General features: G+C 53.8%; 14 protein-coding genes and 1 riboswitch. Of the genes, 10 read left to right on the forward strand and 4 right to left on the reverse strand.

The features are described 5' to 3' along the window. Positions 1 to 45 precede the first annotated feature (45 nt). From rplL to rpoC, 3 genes are all read left to right on the forward strand, one after another. Positions 46 to 408: a 50S ribosomal protein L7/L12 gene (rplL, locus tag NR302_RS01135; protein WP_008108398.1), complete on the forward strand. Its 363-nt coding sequence runs from the start codon at positions 46 to 48 to the stop codon at positions 406 to 408. Between the two features lie 332 nt (positions 409 to 740). Further along, entirely contained in the window at positions 741 to 4,769 is a 4,029-nt protein-coding gene (gene rpoB, locus NR302_RS01140; RefSeq protein WP_008108400.1) for a DNA-directed RNA polymerase subunit beta, read from the forward strand. Positions 4,770 to 4,847: 78 nt separating this feature from the next. Next, positions 4,848 to 9,071: a DNA-directed RNA polymerase subunit beta' gene (gene rpoC, locus NR302_RS01145; protein WP_008108402.1), complete on the forward strand. Its 4,224-nt coding sequence runs from the start codon at positions 4,848 to 4,850 to the stop codon at positions 9,069 to 9,071. Between the two features lie 66 nt (positions 9,072 to 9,137). Here rpoC and NR302_RS01150 read toward each other — a convergent pair whose 3' ends face one another. After that, positions 9,138 to 9,326 (reverse strand): DUF1127 domain-containing protein, encoded by a 189-nt coding sequence (locus NR302_RS01150; protein WP_008108404.1) that lies wholly within the window; start codon positions 9,324 to 9,326, stop codon positions 9,138 to 9,140. A 175-nt stretch (positions 9,327 to 9,501) separates the two neighbouring features. On the opposite strand from NR302_RS01150, the gene NR302_RS01155 reads away from it, so the two are divergent. Further along, positions 9,502 to 10,956: a PLP-dependent aminotransferase family protein gene (locus NR302_RS01155; protein WP_008108406.1), complete on the forward strand. Its 1,455-nt coding sequence runs from the start codon at positions 9,502 to 9,504 to the stop codon at positions 10,954 to 10,956. A gap of 153 nt (positions 10,957 to 11,109) precedes the next feature. Here the strand turns inward: NR302_RS01155 and thiE are convergent, their stop codons facing one another. The 3 genes from thiE to NR302_RS01170 form a co-directional block, all read right to left on the reverse strand. After that, entirely contained in the window at positions 11,110 to 11,757 is a 648-nt protein-coding gene (gene thiE, locus NR302_RS01160) for a thiamine phosphate synthase (protein ID WP_258144332.1), read from the reverse strand. Continuing rightward, positions 11,754 to 13,676, reverse strand: a complete 1,923-nt coding sequence (gene thiC, locus NR302_RS01165; RefSeq protein WP_258144334.1) for a phosphomethylpyrimidine synthase ThiC — start codon at positions 13,674 to 13,676, stop codon at positions 11,754 to 11,756. The genes thiE and thiC overlap by 4 nt, the downstream gene beginning before the upstream one ends. A gap of 90 nt (positions 13,677 to 13,766) precedes the next feature. Continuing rightward, positions 13,767 to 13,867, reverse strand: a riboswitch (TPP riboswitch). Between the two features lie 232 nt (positions 13,868 to 14,099). Beyond that, positions 14,100 to 14,606 carry an Rsd/AlgQ family anti-sigma factor gene (locus NR302_RS01170; RefSeq protein ID WP_008108413.1) on the reverse strand — a complete coding sequence of 169 codons (507 nt, stop codon included), beginning with the start codon at positions 14,604 to 14,606 and terminating at the stop codon, positions 14,100 to 14,102. An 88-nt stretch (positions 14,607 to 14,694) separates the two neighbouring features. Between NR302_RS01170 and nudC the strand changes: the two genes are divergently transcribed. The 6 genes from nudC (at position 14,695) to NR302_RS01200 (ending at position 19,094) form a co-directional block, all read left to right on the forward strand. Further along, on the forward strand, positions 14,695 to 15,468 hold the full coding sequence (gene nudC / locus NR302_RS01175) for an NAD(+) diphosphatase (RefSeq protein WP_008108416.1): 774 nt from the start codon (positions 14,695 to 14,697) through the stop codon (positions 15,466 to 15,468). 39 nt (positions 15,469 to 15,507) lie between these two features. After that, a complete protein-coding gene (gene hemE, locus NR302_RS01180; protein ID WP_258144335.1) occupies positions 15,508 to 16,575 on the forward strand; it encodes a uroporphyrinogen decarboxylase in 1,068 nt (355 codons plus the stop codon). A 2-nt stretch (positions 16,576 to 16,577) separates the two neighbouring features. Beyond that, entirely contained in the window at positions 16,578 to 17,246 is a 669-nt protein-coding gene (gene nfi / locus NR302_RS01185) for a deoxyribonuclease V (protein ID WP_008108420.1), read from the forward strand. 62 nt (positions 17,247 to 17,308) lie between these two features. After that, positions 17,309 to 17,899 carry a YjaG family protein gene (locus NR302_RS01190; protein ID WP_258144336.1) on the forward strand — a complete coding sequence of 197 codons (591 nt, stop codon included), beginning with the start codon at positions 17,309 to 17,311 and terminating at the stop codon, positions 17,897 to 17,899. A 188-nt stretch (positions 17,900 to 18,087) separates the two neighbouring features. Continuing rightward, on the forward strand, positions 18,088 to 18,360 hold the full coding sequence (hupA, locus tag NR302_RS01195; protein WP_007886275.1) for a nucleoid-associated protein HU-alpha: 273 nt from the start codon (positions 18,088 to 18,090) through the stop codon (positions 18,358 to 18,360). A 68-nt stretch (positions 18,361 to 18,428) separates the two neighbouring features. After that, on the forward strand, positions 18,429 to 19,094 hold the full coding sequence (locus NR302_RS01200) for a DUF1481 domain-containing protein (RefSeq protein WP_258144337.1): 666 nt from the start codon (positions 18,429 to 18,431) through the stop codon (positions 19,092 to 19,094). The last annotated feature ends 37 nt before the right edge of the window (positions 19,095 to 19,131 follow it).

Below are 19,131 nucleotides of genomic sequence, written 5' to 3' on the forward strand. Positions count from 1 at the left end.
GCTTGCTAACGTATAAACTTTTTCTGATTTTTAGGAACAATCGATATGTCTATCACTAAAGACCAAATTCTGGAAGCTGTTGCCGCTATGTCCGTAATGGAAGTAGTTGAGCTGGTTTCTGCTATGGAAGAAAAATTCGGCGTTTCTGCTGCTGCTGCTGTAGCTGTTGCTGCTGGCCCAGCTGAAGCTGTTGAAGAGAAAACTGAATTCGACGTAATTCTGAAAGCTGTTGGCGCTAACAAAGTCGCAGTAATCAAAGCAGTACGTACTGCAACTGGCCTGGGCTTGAAAGAAGCTAAAGACCTGGTTGAAGCTACTGGTACTATCAAAGAAGCCATCAGCAAAGATGACGCAGCCGCTCTTGAAGCTGCTCTGAAAGAAGCTGGCGCTGAAGTTGAAGTTAAGTAAGACAACCTTTGGGTTGCAGCCTGAGTAACATTAGGCTGATGGCTGGTGACTGTTTAGGTCACCAGCCTTTTTGCGCTACAGGGGAATGATGGCGTTTCGCACTGTTTGTCCATCATTCCTCTTCAATATCTTTTTCTATCGACGCCTTAATATATCGCTCTCCTGCGAAGGTTCCCTGCCTGAGCAACGGCGATGAAATGATTTAAGAGTGATAGAAAGATGTATTGCATGGGGTGCTACGCATCGCATGAAAAACAAAAAATAGTGTTGCATGAACTGTCCTTTTCAGGACGGACAGCGTGGTTCGACATGTCAGCTAGCTGAGGAACCCCATGGTTTACTCCTATACCGAGAAAAAACGTATTCGTAAGGATTTTGGTAAACGTCCACAAGTTTTGGACATACCTTATCTCCTTTCTATCCAGCTTGACTCGTTCCAGAAGTTTATCGAGCAAGATCCAGAAGGCCAGTACGGTCTGGAAGCAGCCTTCCGCTCCGTATTCCCAATCTCAAGCTACAGCGGCAACTCTGAGTTGCAGTATGTTAGCTACCGTTTGGGTGAGCCTGTCTTTGACGTAACTGAATGTCAGATCCGTGGCGTGACCTATTCGGCACCGCTGCGCGTGAAACTGCGTCTGGTGATCTACGAGCGCGAAGCGCCGGAAGGCACCGTAAAAGACATTAAAGAACAAGAAGTCTACATGGGTGAGATTCCACTCATGACGGACAACGGTACCTTTGTTATCAATGGTACTGAGCGTGTTATCGTTTCTCAGCTGCACCGTAGTCCTGGCGTGTTCTTCGACAGTGATAAGGGTAAAACGCACTCTTCCGGTAAAGTGCTGTATAACGCACGTATCATCCCTTACCGCGGTTCATGGCTCGACTTCGAGTTTGACCCGAAAGACAACCTCTTCGTCCGTATTGACCGTCGTCGTAAGCTGCCGGCCAGTATCATTCTGCGCGCGTTAAACTTCACCTCAGAACAAATCCTCGATCTGTTCTTTGACAAAGTCGTTTATGAAATCCGCGATAACAAACTGCAGATGGAACTGGTGCCTGAGCGCCTGCGTGGTGAAACCGCCTCCTTCGATATCGAAGCAAACGGCACGGTCTACGTTGAGAAAGGTCGTCGCATCACTGCGCGCCACATCCGTCAGCTGGAAAAAGACAACATTCAGCACATCGAAGTGCCAGTTGAATACATTGCTGGCAAAGTGGTCGCTAAAGACTACGTCGATCTGAACACCGGCGAGCTGATCGTTCCAGCGAACATGGAATTGTCACTGGATCTGCTGGCGAAGCTGAGCCAGTCAGGCCACAAGCGCATTGAAACGCTGTTCACCAACGACCTGGATCACGGTGCGTATATCTCCGAGACTCTGCGTGTTGACCCAACCAACGATCGCTTAAGCGCGCTGGTTGAGATCTACCGCATGATGCGTCCTGGTGAGCCACCAACGCGTGAAGCCGCTGAAAACCTGTTTGAGAACCTGTTCTTCTCTGAAGATCGTTATGATCTTTCTGCGGTTGGTCGCATGAAGTTCAACCGTTCTCTGCTGCGTGATGAGATCGAAGGTTCAGGTATCCTGAGCAAAGACGACATCATCGAAGTGATGAAAAAGCTTATCGGTATCCGTAACGGTATCGGTGAAGTGGATGATATCGATCACCTCGGCAACCGTCGTATTCGTTCTGTTGGCGAAATGGCAGAAAACCAGTTCCGTGTTGGTCTGGTTCGTGTTGAGCGTGCAGTTAAAGAGCGTCTGTCTCTGGGCGACCTCGATACGCTGATGCCTCAGGACATGATCAACGCTAAGCCGATTTCGGCGGCGGTGAAAGAGTTCTTCGGTTCAAGCCAGCTGTCCCAGTTTATGGATCAGAACAACCCGTTGTCTGAGATTACGCACAAACGTCGTATCTCTGCTCTGGGCCCAGGCGGTCTGACCCGTGAGCGCGCCGGCTTCGAAGTGCGTGACGTACACCCAACCCACTACGGTCGTGTATGTCCTATCGAAACCCCGGAAGGCCCGAACATCGGTCTGATCAACTCACTCTCTGTTTACGCGCAGACCAATGAATACGGTTTCCTTGAAACCCCGTATCGTCGCGTTGTTGACGGAAAAGTGAGTGATGAAATTCATTACCTCTCTGCAATTGAAGAGGGTAACTACGTTATCGCTCAGGCGAACACCAACCTCGCAGAAGATGGCAGCTTTGTTGACGATCTCGTCACCTGCCGTAGCAAGGGTGAGTCAAGCCTGTTCAGCCGCGATCAGGTTGACTACATGGACGTTTCCACCCAACAGGTGGTTTCTGTCGGTGCGTCACTGATTCCGTTCCTGGAGCACGATGATGCTAACCGCGCCTTGATGGGTGCGAACATGCAACGTCAGGCGGTTCCAACTCTGCGCGCTGATAAGCCGCTGGTTGGTACCGGTATGGAACGTGCAGTAGCGGTTGACTCCGGTGTAACTGCCGTCGCGAAACGTGGTGGTACCGTTCAGTACGTTGATGCTTCTCGTATCGTTATTAAAGTTAACGAAGAAGAGATGTATCCGGGCGAAGCGGGTATCGACATCTACAACCTGACTAAGTACACCCGTTCTAACCAGAACACCTGCATCAATCAGATGCCGTGTGTAAACCTGGGTGAACCGATTGAGCGTGGCGACGTGCTGGCTGACGGCCCGTCTACCGATCTCGGTGAACTGGCGCTGGGTCAGAACATGCGCGTGGCGTTCATGCCATGGAACGGTTACAACTTCGAAGACTCCATCCTCGTATCCGAGCGTGTGGTTCAGGAAGACCGTTTCACCACTATTCACATCCAGGAACTGGCATGTGTGTCTCGCGACACCAAGCTGGGGCCAGAAGAGATCACCGCTGATATCCCGAACGTGGGTGAAGCAGCGCTTTCTAAACTGGATGAATCCGGCATCGTGTATATCGGTGCAGAAGTGACCGGTGGCGACATTCTGGTTGGTAAAGTGACGCCGAAAGGTGAAACCCAGCTGACGCCAGAAGAGAAACTGCTGCGTGCGATCTTCGGTGAAAAAGCCTCTGACGTGAAAGATTCGTCACTGCGCGTTCCAAACGGCGTATCCGGTACGGTTATCGATGTGCAGGTCTTCACCCGCGATGGCGTGGAAAAAGACAAGCGCGCGCTGGAAATCGAAGAGATGCAGCTGAAGCAGGTTAAGAAAGACCTGTCTGAAGAACTGCAGATCTTCGAAGCGGGCCTGTTCGGCCGTATCCAGGCAGTACTGATCTCGGGTGGTGTTGAAGCTGAGAAGCTGGACAAACTGCCACGTGAGCGCTGGTTGGAGCTGGGCCTGACTGACGAAGAGAAGCAGAATTCTCTGGAGCAGCTGGCTGAGCAGTACGACGAGCTGAAGCACGAGTTTGAGAAGAAACTTGAAGCTAAGCGTCGTAAGATCACCCAAGGCGATGATCTGGCACCAGGCGTGCTGAAAATCGTTAAGGTGTATCTGGCCGTTAAACGTCAGATCCAGCCTGGTGACAAGATGGCCGGTCGTCACGGTAACAAGGGTGTTATCTCTAAGATCAACCCTATCGAAGACATGCCTTACGATGAGAACGGTACGCCGGTCGACATCGTACTGAACCCGCTGGGCGTACCATCGCGTATGAACATCGGTCAGATCCTGGAAACTCACCTCGGTATGGCGGCGAAAGGCATTGGTGAAAAAATCAATGCGATGCTGAAGAAGCAGGAAGAAGTCTCCAAACTGCGTGAGTTCATCCAGCGTGCTTACGATCTGGGCACTGATGTGCGTCAGAAAGTTGACCTGAACACCTTTACAGACGACGAAGTGCTGCGTCTGGCAGAAAACCTGAAGAAGGGTATGCCAATCGCAACTCCGGTGTTTGACGGTGCGAAAGAGAGCGAAATCAAAGAGCTGTTGCAGCTCGGCGGCTTGCCTTCTTCCGGTCAGATCACCCTGTTCGACGGCCGTACCGGTGAGCAGTTTGAGCGTCAGGTAACCGTAGGTTACATGTACATGCTGAAACTGAACCACCTGGTCGACGACAAGATGCACGCACGTTCTACCGGTTCTTACAGCTTGGTTACTCAGCAGCCGCTGGGTGGTAAAGCGCAGTTCGGTGGACAGCGCTTCGGTGAGATGGAAGTGTGGGCACTGGAAGCATACGGTGCCGCGTATACCCTGCAGGAAATGCTTACCGTTAAATCTGATGACGTTAACGGCCGTACGAAGATGTATAAAAACATCGTCGACGGTAACCATCAGATGGAACCGGGCATGCCGGAATCCTTCAACGTACTGTTGAAAGAGATTCGCTCGCTGGGTATCAACATCGAGCTGGAAGACGAGTAAGTACTCGCAAGTACTGGTTACGGGACGTGCACTTCGGGTGCGCGTCCCTGAGAGTTCCACTCCGACGGGAGCTAATCCGTGAAAGACTTACTTAAGTTTCTGAAAGCGCAAACTAAGACCGAAGAGTTTGATGCGATCAAAATTGCTCTGGCCTCGCCAGACATGATCCGTTCATGGTCTTTTGGTGAAGTTAAAAAGCCGGAAACCATTAACTACCGTACCTTCAAGCCTGAGCGTGACGGTCTTTTCTGTGCCCGTATTTTCGGACCGGTAAAAGATTACGAATGCCTGTGCGGTAAGTACAAGCGTTTAAAACATCGCGGCGTGATCTGTGAGAAGTGTGGCGTTGAAGTTACACAGACCAAAGTACGTCGTGAGCGCATGGGCCACATTGAGCTGGCTTCTCCAACCGCGCACATTTGGTTCCTGAAATCACTGCCTTCGCGTATCGGCTTGCTGCTGGATATGCCACTGCGTGATATCGAGCGCGTGCTGTACTTCGAATCTTATGTGGTTATCGAAGGCGGCATGACCAACCTGGAAAAACGTCAGATTCTGACGGAAGAGCAGTACCTTGACGCGCTGGAAGAGTTCGGTGACGAATTCGACGCGAAGATGGGTGCGGAAGCTATTCAGGCGCTGCTGAAAAATATGGATCTGGAGCAAGAGTGCGAGCAGCTGCGTGAAGAGCTGAACGAAACCAACTCCGAGACCAAACGTAAAAAGCTGACCAAGCGTATCAAGCTGCTGGAAGCGTTCGTTCAGTCTGGTAACAAGCCAGAGTGGATGATCCTGACCGTTCTGCCGGTTCTGCCGCCAGATCTGCGTCCGCTGGTACCGCTGGATGGTGGTCGTTTCGCTACGTCGGATCTGAACGATCTGTATCGTCGCGTGATCAACCGTAACAACCGTCTGAAACGCCTGCTGGATCTGGCTGCGCCAGATATCATCGTACGTAACGAAAAACGTATGCTGCAGGAAGCGGTTGATGCACTGCTGGATAACGGCCGTCGCGGTCGCGCCATCACTGGCTCGAACAAGCGTCCGCTGAAATCTCTGGCAGACATGATCAAAGGTAAGCAGGGTCGTTTCCGTCAGAACCTGTTGGGTAAACGTGTTGACTACTCTGGCCGTTCAGTTATCACCGTTGGTCCATACCTGCGTCTGCATCAGTGCGGTCTGCCGAAGAAAATGGCTCTTGAGCTGTTCAAACCGTTCATTTACGGCAAGCTGGAACTGCGTGGCCTGGCCACCACCATCAAAGCCGCTAAGAAAATGGTTGAGCGCGAAGAAGCTGTCGTTTGGGATATCCTGGACGAAGTGATCCGCGAACACCCGGTACTGCTGAACCGTGCACCAACTCTGCACCGTTTGGGTATCCAGGCGTTTGAACCGGTTCTGATCGAAGGTAAAGCGATCCAGCTGCACCCGCTGGTTTGTGCGGCATATAACGCCGACTTCGATGGTGACCAGATGGCTGTTCACGTACCGCTGACGCTGGAAGCCCAGCTGGAAGCGCGTGCGCTGATGATGTCGACCAACAACATTCTGTCACCAGCGAACGGCGAGCCAATCATCGTTCCTTCACAGGACGTTGTACTGGGTCTGTACTACATGACCCGCGACAAAGTGAACGCCAAAGGCGAAGGCATGGTGCTGACTGGCCCGAAAGAAGCTGAGCGTGTTTACCGCGCTGGCCTGGCCGAGCTGCATGCACGCGTTAAAGTGCGTATCACCGAATATACAAAGAACGAGCAGGAAGAGTTCGTTGCGAAAACCAGCATTATCGACACCACCATTGGTCGTGCGATTCTGTGGATGATCGTTCCGAAGGGCCTGCCTTACTCCATCGTCAACCAGGCGCTGGGTAAGAAAGCAATTTCCAAGATGCTGAACACCTGTTACCGCATCCTGGGCCTGAAGCCGACCGTTATCTTTGCTGACCAAACCATGTACACCGGTTTTGCTTACGCAGCCCGTTCAGGTGCCTCTGTAGGTATCGACGACATGGTCATCCCAGCCAAGAAAGCGGAAATCGTAGCGGAAGCGGAAGCGGAAGTTGCTGAGATTCAGGAACAGTTCCAGTCTGGTCTGGTAACTGCTGGCGAACGTTACAACAAAGTTATCGATATTTGGGCCGCCGCTAACGAACGCGTTTCCAAAGCGATGATGGATAACCTGCAAACTGAAACCGTGATCAACCGTCATGGCGAAGAAGAACAGCAGGTTTCGTTCAACAGCATCTACATGATGGCCGACTCCGGTGCGCGTGGTTCTGCTGCACAGATTCGTCAGCTGGCCGGTATGCGTGGTCTGATGGCTAAGCCAGACGGCTCAATCATCGAAACGCCGATCACCGCGAACTTCCGTGAAGGTCTGAACGTACTCCAGTACTTCATCTCCACGCACGGTGCGCGTAAAGGTCTTGCGGATACCGCACTGAAAACAGCTAACTCCGGTTATCTGACGCGTCGTCTGGTAGACGTAGCGCAGGATCTGGTTGTTACCGAAGATGACTGCGGCACGTTCGAAGGCATCATGATGACTCCGGTTATCGAAGGTGGCGACGTTAAAGAGCCGCTTCGTGAGCGTGTACTGGGTCGTGTAACGGCTGAAGACGTTCTGAAGCCGGGCACTGCAGACATCCTGATCCCGCGTAACACCCTGATCGATGAGCACTGGTGTGATGTGATCGAACTGAACTCAGTCGATGCGATCAAAGTGCGCTCGGTTGTTGGCTGTGAAACCGACTTCGGTGTGTGTGCACACTGCTACGGTCGCGATCTGGCACGTGGTCACATCATCAATAAAGGTGAGGCCATCGGTGTTATCGCAGCACAATCCATCGGTGAGCCGGGTACTCAGCTGACGATGCGTACGTTCCACATCGGTGGTGCGGCATCTCGTGCGGCTGCTGAATCCAGCATCCAGGTGAAGAACAAAGGTACTATCAAGCTGACCAACGCGAAGTCTGTAACCAACTCCTCAGGGAAACTGGTTATCGTTTCACGTAACGTCGAGCTGAAGATGATCGACGAGTTCGGTCGTACCAAAGAGAGCTATAAAGTGCCTTACGGTGCGGTTATGGCTAAAGGTGATGGCGAGCAGGTTGCAGCGGGCGAGACCGTAGCAAACTGGGATCCGCATACCATGCCGGTAATCACCGAAGTGGGCGGTTTCATTCGCTTCACTGACATGATCGACGGTCAGACCATTACGCGTCAGACTGACGACTTAACCGGTCTGTCATCGCTGGTGGTTCTGGATTCTGCAGAACGTACTGCGGGTGGTAAAGATCTGCGTCCTGCGCTGAAAATTGTTGATGCCAACGGAAATGATGTTCTGATTCCAGGTACCGACATGCCAGCACAGTACTTCCTGCCGGGCAAAGCGATTGTTCAGCTGGAAGATGGCGTTAAGATCAGTGCCGGTGACACTCTGTCGCGTGTTCCGCAAGAATCTGGCGGTACCAAGGATATTACCGGTGGTCTGCCGCGCGTTGCTGACTTGTTCGAAGCGCGTCGTCCGAAAGAGCCAGCAATCCTGGCGGAGATCAGCGGTATCATCTCCTTCGGTAAAGAGACCAAAGGTAAGCGTCGTCTGGTAATCACGCCGGTTGATGGTAGCGATCCGTACGAAGAGATGATTCCAAAATGGCGTCAGCTTAACGTATTCGAAGGTGAGCGCGTAGAACGTGGTGACGTCGTATCTGACGGCCCAGAGTCTCCGCACGATATCCTGCGTCTGCGTGGCGTCCATGCTGTGACCCGTTACATCACTAACGAAGTGCAGGAAGTTTACCGTCTGCAAGGCGTTAAGATTAACGATAAACACATCGAAGTCATCGTTCGTCAGATGCTGCGTAAAGCAACCATCTCGAGCGTGGGAAGCACCGACTTCCTGGAAGGTGAGCAGGCTGAATACTCTCGCATCAAGATCTCTAACCGTGAACTTGAAGCGAATGGCAAAATCGGCGCAACATTCATGCGCGATCTGCTGGGTATCACCAAAGCGTCACTGGCAACCGAATCGTTCATCTCTGCAGCATCGTTCCAGGAGACCACGCGTGTCCTGACCGAAGCAGCAGTTGCAGGTAAGCGCGATGAACTGCGCGGCCTGAAAGAGAACGTAATCGTGGGTCGTCTGATCCCAGCCGGTACCGGTTATGCTTATCACCAGGATCGTATGCGTCGCCGCTCTGCGGGCGAAGCACCGGTTGCACCGCAGGTTACTGCGGATGAAGCCTCTGCTAGCCTGGCTGAATTGCTGAACGCTGGTCTGGGCGGAAGCGACGACGAGTAATTCGTCTGCTAAAGCTGACCAATAAAAAACCCTGCCTCGGCAGGGTTTTTTTTCGTCTTAATTTTGTCAGAACTTGCGGCAGACATCTTCGCGTGTCAGTCCGATATCACGCAGCTGATTGTCACTCAGTTTTGACAGGATGCGATGAGTTTCACGCCGTGCTTTCCAGTGTTTAACCATACGTACTGCGCCACGGAAGATATCCAGTAAAGTGACATCAAAAGGTTTAGCCGCGCGGTTTTGATCGAATTCCATAATCCTTGCCCTCAGTAGGTTGCCTGAGATGCATTGTCCAATTCTTGCGCATTATGATACAGACGCAAAAATCACTTATCTTTAACATACAGATTGCGCTGTGATGGATCTGAATGGTAATAATGAGGGCTATCTGTACTGGTTTGTCATGATCTAAGGCTGAGTGAGGCATACGATGACGCGCTACCAACATTTGGCATGTTTGCTTTCAGATCGTATTGAGCAAGGGCTTTACCGCAGCGGCGAGCGCTTGCCGTCGGTGCGCACGCTGAGTCTGGAACACGGCGTGAGTATCAGCACTGTTCAGCAGGCGTATCATCTGCTGGAAGAGAAACAGCTGATCGTGCCGCAGCCACGATCCGGGTATTTCGTTGCAACGCGCAAAGCGACGCCGCCGATGCCCGCGATAACCCGACCGGCACAGCGTCCGGTGGAAATCACGCAATGGGAATCGGTGCTGGAGTTGCTTAGCAGCCGGACAAACAGCGATGTGTTGCAACTCGGCAGCGGTATTCCCGATCTCACTCAGCCCACGTTGAAACCGCTGTGGAAAATTCAGAGCCGGATGGCGCAGAGGCAGGATATTGACCAGCTCAACTATGACAGTTTGCTGGGCGTCGCGGCATTGCGCGAACAGGTTGCGCGCCTGACGATCGACAGCGGTTGTCAGCTCACGGCAGAAGATATCGTGATTACCACTGGATGCCATGAAGCGCTGTCGATTTCGATTCGTGCGATATGCCAGGCCGGTGACATCATTGCCGTGGAATCGCCCACTTTCCACGGCACTATGCAAACGTTGCGCGGCTTCGGCATACGTGCCATCGAGATTCCTACCGATTCGGTCACCGGCATCAGCCTGGAAGCGCTGGAACTGGCATTCGAGCAGTGGCCGATCAAAGCGGTGGTGGTAGTGCCAAACTGCAATAATCCGCTGGGCTTTATCATGCCGGAATCTCGCAAACGTGCGCTGGTAACGCTGGCGCAGCGTTTCGATGCCGCGATTATTGAAGACGATGTGTATGGTGAGCTGGCGTGGGAGTATCCGCGTCCGGTTACTATCAAATCGCTGGACAACGATGGCCGCGTGTTGCTGTGCAGTTCGTTCTCCAAGACGCTGGCGCCGGGACTGCGTGTCGGTTGGGTGGCGCCGGGGCGCTATCGCGATCGCGTGCTGCATATGAAATACATCAGCACCGGATCGACGGCAACACAGCCGCAGCATGCGGTCGCCGAGTTTATTCGCCTTGGTCATTATTTGCCGCACTTGCGGCGCATGCGTCAGGTGTATCAACGCAACTACGAAACTTTCAGCTGTTGGGTGCGGCACTACTTCCCGTGCGGAATTTGTGTGTCGCGTCCGCAGGGCAGCTTCCTGATGTGGATTGAGTTGCCAGAGGCGTTTGACGCAGTCAGGCTCAACACCGAATTGCGGGAGCTGAACATGCAGGTTGCGGTGGGCTCGCTGTTTTCGGCCTCGGGCAAGTATCGCAACTGCTTGCGCCTGAATTATGGTTTGCCAATGAATGAGCATACGGAGCAGGCGATAGCCCAACTCGGTGCAGCGGTAGAACGTGCCATGCTGGCTTGCAGTGTAGAAACCGTGCATACCTCCTCCCTGACCATGTAAAGAAAGGCAGGGCTGGGAGAGGTTAAGACCAGCCCTGGCCCGCTGCAAGCGACAGCGGGCAGGCACACTTTAACTTTATCAGGAAAGGACGCTAGCCATCACATCACGCTGCTGCGCGGCAGATTCCAGCGTTTCATCCTTACTTACCACGCATTACATTGCTTTTGCAGGTTCGATTCCATTTTCCACCAGTGACAGCAACTGCTGCGTTGCTGCGCGCCAATCTGCGGCCTGGGTAATCGCACTTACCACCGCGATACTGCCCACGCCGGTAGCCATCACTTCAGGCACTCGCGCCAGTGAAATACCGCCAATCGCCACGGTTGGCACATCTTGTAAACGCGTCAGATGGCGTTTCAATTCCACCACGCCCTGCGGCGCAGAAGGCATGTCTTTGGTTTGCGTAGGATAGATGTGGCCAAGCGCAATATAAGAGGGGCGCAGCGCCAGAGCCCGATCCAGCTCGGCATCATCATGCGTCGATAAACCCAGGCGCAATCCCGCCTCACGGATGGCCGCCAGATCGGCGACATCGAGGTCTTCCTGGCCAAGGTGCACGCCATAAGCGTGATATTTAATGGCTAATCGCCAGTAATCATTGATAAACAGCCGAGCGCGATACTGTTTGCCAAGCGCAATCGCCTCGCGCACGGCATCTTCCACCTCATGATCTTCACAATCTTTGATGCGCAGCTGAATGGTGCGCACACCGGCTTCCAGCAAGCGCGCGATCCATTCCACGCTATCAACAACCGGATACAGCCCCAGTTTTGGGGCCGTGGCAGGAAAGGCGTCGGTCATACATTTTCCTCTTTAAGGGTATCGGCAGCGTGATAAAGCTCGCCGCCACGATTGCGGAAGGCATCCGACATTTGCGCCATACCAATCTCTATCGGCTGAGCTTCAGCCTGTTGGCGTGCGGCAAACTCGCGCACTTCCTGAGTAATTTTCATTGAGCAGAATTTTGGGCCGCACATCGAACAGAAGTGCGCGACTTTGCCTGATTCCTGCGGCAGAGTTTCATCGTGATAGGCGCGTGCGGTATGCGGATCAAGCGCCAGATTGAACTGATCTTCCCAGCGAAATTCAAAACGCGCTTTCGACATCGCATTGTCGCGGATCTGCGCACCCGGATGACCTTTCGCCAGATCCGCTGCATGCGCGGCGATCTTGTAGGTGATCAGCCCTTGCTTCACGTCCTCTTTATTCGGCAAACCAAGGTGTTCTTTAGGTGTCACGTAGCACAGCATGGCGCAGCCGAACCAGCCAATCATGGCCGCGCCGATGCCAGAAGTGAAATGGTCGTAGCCGGGCGCGATATCGGTGGTGAGCGGGCCAAGCGTGTAAAACGGGGCTTCGTGACAATGCTCAAGCTGTTCGGTCATATTGCGACGAATCATCTGCATCGGCACATGGCCCGGACCTTCAATCATCACCTGCACATCATATTCCCAGGCGATTTTAGTCAGTTCGCCCAGCGTATGCAGTTCAGCAAATTGTGCCTCATCGTTGGCATCCTGAATCGAGCCGGGACGCAGGCCGTCGCCGAGCGACAGCGCCACATCGTAGGCGGCACAAATTTCACAAATCTCGCGGAAGTGCAGATAGAGGAAACTTTCGGTGTGATGCGACAGGCACCATTTCGCCATAATCGAGCCGCCGCGCGACACAATGCCGGTCAGGCGTTTGGCTGTCATTGGCACATAGCGCAGCAATACGCCAGCGTGAATGGTGAAGTAGTCGACACCTTGTTCCGCCTGCTCCAGCAGCGTGTCACGGAAAATCTCCCAGTTAAGATCTTCTGCAATACCGTTCACTTTCTCCAGCGCCTGATAAATCGGCACTGTACCAATCGGCACCGGGCTGTTTCGCAAAATCCACTCACGCGTTTCATGAATGTAGCGGCCGGTTGAGAGATCCATCACGGTGTCTGCGCCCCAGCGCGTCGACCACACCAGCTTCTCCACTTCTTCTTCAATCGATGAACTCACCGCCGAGTTACCAATATTGGCATTTACCTTCACCAGGAAGTTGCGGCCAATGATCATCGGTTCTGATTCGGGATGGTTGATGTTAGAAGGGATGATGGCGCGGCCGCTGGCGACTTCCTGGCGGACAAATTCAGCGGTGATATTTTCCGGCAGATTAGCGCCAAAGCTGTGGCCCGGATGCTGCTGTAGCAGCACTTCACCGTGAATACGCTCGCGGCCCATGTTTTCACGCAGCGCAATAAACTCCATCTCCGGCGTGATGATGCCCTGACGTGCATAGTGCAGCTGGGTAACCCGGCGACCCGCTTTGGCGCGGCGCGGTTGTGGCAGATGTTCAAAACGCAGGTGATCCAAGCCTTCATCCGCCAGACGTTGCTGCGTGTAGCTGGAACTTAGCTGGTGGATCGTTTCACTGTCGCCACGATCTTCGATCCAGTTGGCGCGTAGTCTTGCAAGTCCCTGATGCACATCAATAGTGGCTTGAGGATCGCCATAAGCACCGGCGGTGTCGTATACCGGAACCGCTTCATTCGGCTCATATTGCGGATGTTCTTTGCTGCCGCCGATGTGCGTCGGGCTGAGCTGTATCTCACGCATTGGCACACGAATATCCTCGCGGCTGCCAGTGATCCAGATACGTTTGGAGTTGGGGAAAGCAGTTCCCTGCAGGGAATCGATAAATTCTTGCGCCTGAGCGCGTTGTTCACGACGAGAAGTTTTAGCAGACATAGCAAGTTTCCGGTAAAGGTTGGAAGTTGCTTGTCCAGAGTTCGGAAGGAGTAACAGCGACGATGCTGGGCGCCAGCTTGCAACGCGCTGATGATGTCTACTCTTGTTCCCTTCGCAGGTACTAACCTGATCAGGTTCCGCGGATCCCGAATTAACGGTCTCAGCCCCAGAGGGCACTCCGACAAGGTTGTGTTTTGTGGTTTAAGCTACTTTGCTTGCCATTTTGCACCTGGGCAGTGCTCGTGGCCGTCACGTACTACGTGTACGCTCCGGTCCCTGCGCGCTGTCCGAGCGTGAACTGGCTGCGCACGCTACGCTTAAACCGCAAAATTTGGCTCTTCATGTTTTGAAGAGGCAATAAAAAAGCCCATTCAGCATAAGAGGGCTTTTCTTGAATAACAAGTTTTTTACATCTTCGGGATGTTAAGCCGGGCGGGCGATGACGCTGTCGTTGGCAACCGGCGGACGCGCCAGTTGGTGATCCCAGGCGAGCTGCACCAGCTTATCTTCCAGCGTAAAGCGCGATTCCAGCACTTCACCGACTTCGGAAAGCGCGGTTTGAAAATCCACGCAATTATCATCGTTAATCGCTTGCTGCAGATGGGTGTCGTAAAGCTGCATGATGCGATCGGTATTCGCCTCGAGTGCCGGATAAATCTGCGCGGCCACGATTAATGGGCTATCACCCTGCATCTCACTAATGATGTGTTCATACACGCTGAAATGGCCGGTAGACAGGTAATCCACCAGGTTGTGACAAAATGCATCCAGCGCCTGTTCATCCAGCGCGGTTAACGCATCTTTTTGTGGCTTCATGCCAATAAGCTCGTAGTAAGTGACGAGCAGCTGTCGACGGGCGCGCAGCCATGAATCCACCAATTCATTTCTGCCACCTACACGCTCTGTCAGGTTCTCTAACTGGTTAAGCATATGGGGCTCCAGGTAGGTTATAGTTGTTTATTACACACTTAATATTAGGATTTCAGCGTGCGATTTGACGCTAAGGACAACGATTAAGATGCAACGTGAGATCTCAAGCTTAGACGCTGGTTGGTGGGTTGTCAGCCATGAGCAAAAACTTTGGATGCCGCAGGGTGAATTGCCGCATGGCTTAGCCACCGATTTTGGCCTGAACGGCAGCAACGGCATTTTGATTGGCGAGTGGCAGGGCGAGAATGTCTGGCTGGTACGCGAGCCGCGCCCGGACAGCATGGGCTCCGTGCGCCAACTGATTGATGAGGATGTCGGCCTGTTCCAAATCGCCGGACGTGGCGTGCAGCTGGCGGAGTTTTACCGCTCGCATCGCTGGTGCGGCTATTGCGGCCATGAGATGCACATCAGCAAACGCGAATTTGCCTGCTTGTGCAATCACTGCCGCGAGCGCTATTACCCGCAAATTGCGCCGTGCATCATCGTGGCCATTCGCCGTGGCGATGAGATTCTGCTCGCCAATCATGCGCGCCACCGTAACAACATCTACACCGTGCTGGCCGGCTTCGTCGAAGTGGGCGAAACCTTAGAACAAGCGGTAGCGCGGGAAGTGATGGAGGAGAGTAACGTGCGGGTGAAAAACGTGCGCTACGTAACCTCGCAGCCGTGGCCGTTCCCGCACTCTCTGATGATGGCGTATATGGCGGAATATGATGGCGGCGATCTGCAACACGACGGTAAAGAGCTGCTGGATGCCGGTTGGTATCGATATGACGATCTGCCGCTGTTGCCGCCGCCCGGCACGGTGGCGCGTCGCCTGATTGAAGATACCGTTGCCCTGTGTCGCGCCAGCACGGCGTGAAAATGCTACACTGCCGGCCTTAGCATGAGAGAGCCCATTATGAGTGAACTGAAGAACGATCGTTATCTGCGCGCCCTGTTACGTCAGCCGGTAGATGTCACGCCGGTATGGATGATGCGACAAGCCGGGCGCTATTTGCCGGAGTACAAAGCCACGCGCGCTGAAGCCGGTGATTTTATGTCGCTGTGTAAGAATGCTGAGCTGGCGTGTGAAGTCACGCTGCAACCGCTGCGTCGCTATGCGCTGGATGCGGCAATCCTCTTCAGCGATATTCTCACCATTCCGGATGCGATGGGACTTGGGCTCTACTTTGAGACCGGCGAAGGCCCACGTTTCTCCAATCCGATCACCTGCCGTGCGGATGTCGACAAACTGCCGGTGCCGGATCCAGAGCAAGAACTCGGTTATGTGATGAACGCGGTGCGTACCATTCGTCACAGCCTGAAAGGCGAAGTGCCGCTGATCGGTTTCTCCGGCAGCCCGTGGACGCTGGCAACCTACATGGTTGAAGGCGGCAGCAGCAAAGCCTTCACTAAAATCAAAAAGATGATGTACGCCGAGCCGCAAACCCTGCACAAGCTGTTGGATAAGCTGGCCGATAGCGTAATTCTTTATCTCAATGCGCAGATCAAAGCTGGCGCGCAGTCGATCATGGTGTTCGATACATGGGGCGGCGTGCTGACCGGGCGCGACTATCGCGAATTCTCGCTCTATTACATGCACAAAATCGTCGATAGCGTGCTGCACGAGAATGAAGGTCGTCGCGTTCCTATTACGCTGTTCACCAAAGGTGGCGGCCAATGGCTGGAAGCGATAGCGGCGACCGGCTGCGATGCGCTGGGACTCGACTGGACCACCGATATCGCCGATGCGCGTCGTCGCGTGGGTGACAAAGTGGCGCTGCAGGGCAACATGGATCCTTCCATGCTGTATGCGCCGCCAGCGCGCATCGAGCAGGAAGTGGCCGGGATTCTCGAAGGTTTTGGCGCGGGCGAAGGCCACGTGTTTAACCTGGGCCACGGCATCCATCCAGATGTGCCACCTGAGCATGCCGGTGCGTTTGTTGAAGCGGTGCATCGTCTGTCACGTCCTTATCATCAGGGCTGATGGTGGATTTAGCCGCACTACGCCAGGAACAGTTGCAACGCGCTGCTGATGTGGTGCGGCAGGATGATTTCGACGTACTGCCGCCGCGCTTTATTGGTGGTGCCGACGTAGGTTTTGAACAGGGCGGTGAGATTACACGCGCTGCTCTGGTCATCCTCGAATATCCATCCTTAACGCTGGTGGAACATCGCATTGCACGCGTGGCCACTACCATGCCGTATATTCCGGGCTTCTTATCTTTCCGCGAAATGCCGGCACTGCTGGAAGCCTGGCAGCAGCTCTCCCACATGCCCGATCTGCTGTTTGTCGATGGTCACGGTATTTCCCATCCTCGTCGGCTTGGCGTAGCGGCGCACTTCGGTTCGCTGGTGGATGTGCCTACGATTGGCGTGGCGAAGAAGCGCCTATGCGGACGTTTTGCTGAGCTGGACGCTGAGCCAGGCAGCCGTCAGCCGCTGCTCGACAAAGGTGAACAGATTGGCTGGGTATGGCGCAGTAAAGCGCGCTGTAATCCGCTGTTTATCTCCACCGGCCATCGCGTCAGCATGGATAGCGCCTTGCATTGGGTGGAAGCCTGTACTGCAGGCTATCGTTTGCCGGAACCGACGCGTTGGGCAGATGCTGTCGCCTCTGGACGCCCGGCCTTTCTGCGCTGGCAAAATACGCCTTAACGCTGTTTGTGCCCGGCTTTTGCGGTACACTGCCGCCAGCTAACCTATTGAGAGTAAGTTTGATGTTACAGAATCCCGTCCATTTGCGTCTGGCGAAGCTTGAAAGCTGGCAGCATATGACTTTCATGGCCTGCCTGTGCGAGCGTATGTTCCCCAACTATTGGGCTTTCTGTCAGCAGACCGAATTCGCCGATCCGCAACTCTATCGCCGCATCCTCGATCTGATCTGGGAAAGCCTGACGGTCAAAGATGCCAAAATCAATTTCGACGGTCAGCTGGAGAAATTTGAAGCGGCGATCCCTAATGGTGACGATTTCGAGGTTTACGGTGTACATCCGGCGATTGATGCCTGCGTGGCATTAAGTGAACTGCTGCATGCACAGCTCAGCGGTGAAACGCTGGAGCACGCTGTTGAAGTCAGCCGTACATCGATCACCACCGTGGCGATTCTGGAAATGACGCAGGCCGGTCGCGAAATGACCGACGAAGAGCTGCGTGAAAACCAGGCGGTAATCGATGAATGGGACCTGCAGTGGGAGATTTTCCGCCTGCTGTCTGAGTGCGAAGAGCGCGACCTGGAATTGATTAAAGGCCTGCGTGCAGACCTACGCGAAGCGGGAATCAGTAACATCGGTATACTTTTTCAGCAATAAGGCAAGAAAACGTGACTTCAGGCCCGAATTACCGCGCCTGGAGGCTTCACATCGGCCCCCTGTCTGGTCTACATTTGGGGGGCTGAAAATTGTGGCTATCGGTGCGTACCGGCTGAACAAGGCCTGAGAAGGGCTTTTCCCTCGCACTCGTTGCTTAGCAAGCGATAAATACACTTTAAGGATAACTTATGAACAAGACTCAACTGATTGATGTGATCGCAGAGAAAGCTGACCTGTCTAAAACCCAGGCTAAGACTGCGCTGGAATCTACCCTGGCTGCGATCACTGAGTCTCTGAAAGAAGGTGATGCTGTACAACTGGTTGGTTTTGGTACTTTTAAAGTGAACCACCGCGCTGAGCGTACCGGTCGCAACCCGCAGACTGGCAAAGAGATCAAAATTGCAGCGGCTAACGTGCCAGCGTTCGTTTCAGGCAAAGCTCTGAAAGACGCTGTTAAGTAAGTTTCCGCATTGCGGTTTAGCTTTAAAAGAGGGGGCGTTAGCGCCCCTTTTTGTTGCCGGGACCTGCCATGCTGAATTCAATTCCTCAGCGCGTTTGCGCCCTATTATTTGGTGCGCTGCTTACGGGCTGTAGCTCCACTCCTGATCTTCCTGCCTTTACGGCGAGCGGCTACCTGGCCGACCGCGGCACCGTGCGCATCTGGCGCAAGAATAGCGACCATCAAGTGGTTCACCTGCGTACGGTCTTCACGCCGTTTAATGGCGATGCGATGGAAACCACTGATTACAACTGGCAGCAGCAGAAGCTGATTAGCGTCGAACGACGTGTTGCCGGTGCACAGCCGGACGATGTCACCTTACGCTTCGATCATCAGGGCAATCTCAATTTCATGCAGCGCCAACTGGCGGGACGACGTGAAGCGGTTAGCGCAGATAGCGTTGAGCTGTATCGCTTCGATGCGCAGCGCATGTTGGATCAGAGCAATGCGTTGCTTGCAGGCCGCGTATTGCTGCGTCAGGGCCGTTGGCTGGGCGGCAATCAGGTACGAGAGTGCGATGACAAGCTGGTGAATGCGGCCTTTGATCGCGACACGCTGTATACGCTAAGTCGCCAGCAGCAGAGCCAGTCTGCGCCGTTGATGGTGTCGTGGCTGGAAGCGCCGGAAGGTGTGCAACTGCTACGTGCTACGCCAGATGACGAATGCAGCTGGCAGCCAAAAGAGAGCGATTTCTAGCAGGCGGATAAGAGAAGGGGCACATGCTGTGCCCCTT

The sequence above is a fragment of the Pantoea sp. SOD02 genome, from assembly GCF_024707505.1.
GTDB lineage: Bacteria > Pseudomonadota > Gammaproteobacteria > Enterobacterales > Enterobacteriaceae > Pantoea > Pantoea symbiotica.